Source organism: Paracoccus sp. PAMC 22219 (assembly GCF_000787695.1).
Taxonomy (GTDB): Bacteria; Pseudomonadota; Alphaproteobacteria; order Rhodobacterales; family Rhodobacteraceae; genus Paracoccus.
This window is the reverse complement of sequence record NZ_BBPH01000180.1, coordinates 1-4,845: the sequence shown is the minus strand read 5'-3', so window position 1 is coordinate 4,845 and position 4,845 is coordinate 1. Positions and strand designations below refer to the sequence as shown.

Annotated in this window: 3 protein-coding genes; 2 read left to right on the top strand and 1 reads right to left on the bottom strand. The window is 60.1% G+C overall.

All coding sequences use genetic code 11. The features are described from left to right. The first annotated feature begins 422 nt into the window (after positions 1 to 422). Positions 423 to 2,330, top strand: a complete 1,908-nt coding sequence (locus TY51_RS17310; RefSeq protein WP_042251926.1) for an OmpA family protein — start codon at positions 423 to 425, stop codon at positions 2,328 to 2,330. A gap of 262 nt (positions 2,331 to 2,592) precedes the next feature. On the opposite strand, the gene TY51_RS20530 is transcribed toward TY51_RS17310, so the two are convergent. Further along, positions 2,593 to 3,276, bottom strand: coding sequence for a hypothetical protein (locus TY51_RS20530; protein ID WP_052650404.1), 684 nt, complete (start codon positions 3,274 to 3,276; stop codon positions 2,593 to 2,595). Positions 3,277 to 3,561: 285 nt separating this feature from the next. On the opposite strand from TY51_RS20530, the gene TY51_RS17300 reads away from it, so the two are divergent. Then, positions 3,562 to 4,482, top strand: a complete 921-nt coding sequence (locus tag TY51_RS17300) for a hypothetical protein (RefSeq protein WP_231559120.1) — start codon at positions 3,562 to 3,564, stop codon at positions 4,480 to 4,482. Positions 4,483 to 4,845: the final 363 nt, after the last annotated feature.

The following is a 4,845-nucleotide window of genomic DNA, read 5'->3' as shown; positions in this document are numbered from 1 at the left end:
TCTTCGACGATAAGAGCCTTCAGTGGTCTCGATGGGTCGCTTGTTGCCTTATGCTTGGGCGCATGGCCGACGTCTTTTTTCAATCCGCCACTATTGGACATTCGGACCTCCGCAGGGCGTAATGAGAGCGAAGGAGCTTTGTATACGGCTGTGTCCATGTTTCTCTCTCGGTCTTTGATCGTCATAAGCCCTTTGTTTCATCGCCCTCGCGAAAGCGGCTTTCCGTAAAGCTGCAAGACTGAAAAATCGCTCCCGTATATGAGTAGACATGATGTGAGTGATACTCAACCTGAGGATGCGACCAACTGACACTCGGAACAGGTTGCAGAGCGGCAAATATCATTTGATGAAGCCCGGGAACTGTCCGCTCTCGACCATGTTATTCCCTGCAACCACCTCAGGTTGTATTTTGGGGAGCTATCATGCGCCGGATCTTTCAGAACTCGACAGCCATCGCGGCTTGCCTTTCGCTCCTCGCACCGCACATGGTGGCAGCCCAAGCTGCGGTTGATGGCAATTCGCAGGTCGTGTCCCCGTCGGGAGAGGTCGTACCGCAGACCGATGCGGCTGCTGCACCCTCGCCGGAAGCCTCCCCTGTCGACAGCGATGCTGCCGCCGCTGCCGAGACTGGTCCTGATGCCTCAGCCGTACCCGTCGAGGCAGAAATGACCACGCCGGAGGCGGACGCAGGGGCCACCTCCGAAGCAGCGCCCGATGTGACTGCAGAGCCCGATGCCACCGATAATGACGCTGCCCTGGACGAAGCCATGGCGGCAGAGCAGGAGAGTGCTGAGGCGGAAGCCAATGAGGCGACCGGGGAAACGCTGGAAACTGCGCCTGTCGAAGGCGCTGACGCCGCCGAGGTGAGTCCTGATGCGGATGCCTCATCCGCCGAAACCGACGTGACGACGCCAGGGGTCGACGCACTCCCCGAGGCAGATGTTGAAGCAACGCCCGACACCAACATCACCGACCCTGAGGCGGCGCTGGATGACGCGATGGCGGCAGAGCAAGAGAGTGCTGAGACGGAAGCGACTGGCATGGCACCGGAGGCGGAAACGACCCCGGCGGGTACAGAAGACCTGACGGATGTGCTTGAGTCGACCGAGGGCAGCACCGCCCCGGCAAACCCGGCGGTACCCTTGCCTCTCGGAACGGAAGAGCCGTCGACAGTCGGCGCCGACGGACAGAGCGAAGCCCAAACCGACGCGAACGCTTCCGGCGCAGACATTCCGATGACGACTGCTGACGCGCCCGAGGCGACCGCTCAAACTGCCGAAGCGCCAGCCGCCGCCGCGCTGGATGACTCTGCTACTGCCGAGGTGACCGAAGAGGAAGTGACCGAGGAAAACAGCCGTTCCTCGAGCGAAGATTTTGCGACTACCCTGCAGCAAGCCACCTCGGCTGATGGCAATCAGGAACAGTCCAGCGACGACGATGATGACAATGATTTGGCCAAGGCCATCCTGCTGGGCCTGGGCGGAGTGGCCGTCGGCGCGATGCTCAGCAACAATCGCCAGGTCGCGCTGTCGACGCCCGACCGCATCGTTGTGACCCGTTCCGATGGCACCCAACAGCTGATCAAGGATGACGTCGCTCTTCTTCGCCAGCCTGGGTCGACTGTCGCGACAGAGAACTTCGATGATGGATCCTCGCGCACCATCGTGACGCGGTCGGATGGCAGCCGTATTGTCACGATCCGTGACGCCGATCTGCGGATCCTGCGCCGTACGCTCATTTCGGCTGATGGGGAGCAGACGATCCTGCTTGACGACACGTCGGTCGTGGAGCCCGTTGATGTCGCGAGCCTGCCCTCTCCAGCGCCGACGTTCGACGGGTCGGCAGCTGATCTGGACGAAACCGCGCTCCGTGAGGCCCTGATGGCTCGGTTGGCCGTTGATAGACGGTTCAGCCTGTCGCAGATCCGCGACATCTCGGAGGTTCGCTCGCTGGTCACCTCCGTTGACGTCAACGCTGTCACATTCCAGACGGACTCGGCGGCGATTGATGCTGACCAGGCGAAGAAACTCACTGCCTTGGGGAATGTCATCCGTGAAGCGATCGCGGACAATCCGAACGAAATCTTCCTGGTTGAGGGGCATACGGACACCGTGGGTGATCCTGCTGCAAACCTCGCCCTGTCGGACCGTCGCGCAGAGTCTGTGGCGCTGGCATTGAGCGAGTATTTTCAGGTTCCGCCGGAGAACATGGTTATCCAGGGTTATGGTGAACAGTTCCCACGGATCCAGCAGGAGGGCGATGTCCGCGAGAACCGTCGTGCGTCTGTCCGGCGCATCACCGACCTGCTTCAGACAGCGGCAACTGAATGATCTGAATAATGTCACCATCTGGCGGTCCCGTGTCGGGACCGCCTTTGTCGCGCAGCAGTGCGGTACCCTGCACTGATGTCTGTAGGACCACCTAAGATGCCCCCCTCACGGCTGGTGTTACGATAAAATGGGGTCCAGCGCAGCTCTGAAGATCAGATCAGGCAATTCGTATGGCGCACGCCTGCATCTACATGCCTATGAAAACCCCCGCAGCTCCATGCTGCGGGGGTTTCCTTACAGGAGAGCGGGTTGGAGAGGGATATCAGCCGTTGCTGTCTGATCCCCCATCTGAACCGCCTCCCTCGGAGCCACCGTCCGCGCCGCTGTCTGAATCGCTGCCGTCCGAGCCACCATCCGCGTCGCCACCGTCGGATCCATCCGAGCCACTGTCAGCCCCGCCATCGCCTGCATCTGACCCGCCATCGGCCCCGTCATCACCGGCGCTATCCTCACTCGCCCCGTCATCGCCACTCGGGGTATCTGGTGTATCACTATCATCGCCTGCATCCGATGCTCCGGCCTCTGCCTGGCCAACATCGTCACCTGCAGACGATCCTTCGGGATCCGCGCGGGTTTCGACCCCATCCACAGAAACAAGACGACCGTTGGCCGTGCTGTAGACCAGCTCGGTCGGCACACCGGCGCGCTGCGCGGTGACCGTCAGGATCGGGCCCTCGCGCTGGATGAAGATATCGGAATACCCCTGATCTGACAGGGTTTCTGCAATCGCCTCATAGTTCTCGATGCTGTCCAGACGGGGGTAGTCGCCCTCGGTGACGAAACCGCCGGATGGCTCCTCTTCCAGCGCATTGTCGGGAACAATCACCGTGGAACCCTGAGGGGTCTCGATCTGGGTGGTCTGCGCAATGGCGGTAGTTGCCATCAGGCTGGTCACGGCGATCTGGCTTCCCACCAATAGAGCCTTGAACGGAGTCTTCAACATCATGCGTCTCCCATTGACTGCCTGGAGCACCAACGCACGCCTACGGCAGCGAGGTTCCGCATCATTCAACTTATACGGGAATTAGATTGGCCCAAGATACGGAAGGCATTCTCGACGAAGAATTGGCTATCTCACGCCCCGTCACCGACATATGATCGCAACTGCAAGTTGCTTGAGCTAACCTCAGGGATCGCGTGGTGCCCGGTAAATTCAATTTCGGGTGGAAGCCAAACCCGAATGATCACGTCGCCAGATAGTTAGTTCATTGTCGAACAAGAGGTGTCCGCCATGACCAGGTTCTTCATAAATGCCGCTATTGCGTTTGCCTTATCGTCGACATCCTCGTTCGCTACCCCGATCCATGGAGAGGGCAACAGTGCGCACGCCGGAGGCGCGCCAAGCGAGCATATCTGGCTGGCCCAAGGCAACATCGGCAAGAACAAGGACAAGCCGCCCAAAAGGGGTCGGGGCAGTGCCGGCAATGATAATCCCGGCAACGGGAATGCCCACAGGGGCAATGGAAATGATCACGCTACCAGAGGAAACAGAAGCGCCGAGCGTGCCCGCGGACAGAACGGCAATGGCGCCCCAGGCCCGCAACGCTTCACGACGGGAGAGCGTGAAGAGGTATTGAATCGCCTCTTATCGACGGCAGCGCCCACAGATCGTGACATGAGGCGCGTGTTGGCCGCTACCGCGCTGGCTTTTTTGACTCCCCAGCTGCTTGTCGCGGATATTCCCGACGACGAGTTGATCACCTATCTCAATTGCCCGCCCGGCCTTGCCAAGAAGGATCCCCCCTGCGTTCCACCAGGCTTGGCGAAAAATGGTGTCACCTATGACGAATGGGCGTCCTATGATCAGGATAGGTACGACACGATCTGGGTCGAACGCCGTGACGAGTGGCTCAGCTCCCAAGCCGCGGTCGATCCGGACCCGGAGTCGATGCTGTTGCAGTCGGATCAGATCGCGACGCTCTTCGATCTTGATCCTGCCCCCGAAGGCCAACGGTATGCGTTGATCGACGGATTGCCTGTCCTGCTCGACAGGGAGGATTACAGGTCATTGCTTCTGGTAAATCAGATGGCAGATGTACCCGATCTCATGGCCGGGACGCCAATCGCTCCGACCGCCGCTCTGACGCAGGATGAGTTGATCAGCCTCTATCGCCTGCCACGATTGGGCAACGATGAAACTACGCTGTCGTGAATGGGCAACTCGTTCGATTGAATGATCCAAACTACGAGCTTCTTCAGATGATCCGCATTGCACGTGGGGTTCTGTAAACCTCCGGGTCACTATCCTGGAAGTCCAGACGTAGCTAGCGCTTCACGATGACAGATACAGCTGCCAGTCGGTTAGCGGGTCCAATACCGTTATGAAAACTGGTTGTCGCTGGCCGGCTCATGTCGCCAGACACGGCCTTCTCACTGCTCAGCCCCGGCCGCCGCCGTTGCCGCCGCCGTTTCCATTACCGCCGCCGTTTCCATTACCGCCGCCGTTTCCATTACCGCCGCCATTCCCATTGCCGCCGCCGTTCCCGTCGCTGCCGCCGTCTCCGTCGCTGCCGCC

Coding starts and splice junctions, on each gene's coding strand:
- TY51_RS17310 (WP_042251926.1), top strand. CDS start 423: ATGCGCCGGATCTTTCAGAACTCGACAGCCATCGCGGCTTGCCTTTCG.
- TY51_RS20530 (WP_052650404.1), bottom strand. CDS start 3,276: ATGATGTTGAAGACTCCGTTCAAGGCTCTATTGGTGGGAAGCCAGATC.
- TY51_RS17300 (WP_231559120.1), top strand. CDS start 3,562: ATGACCAGGTTCTTCATAAATGCCGCTATTGCGTTTGCCTTATCGTCG.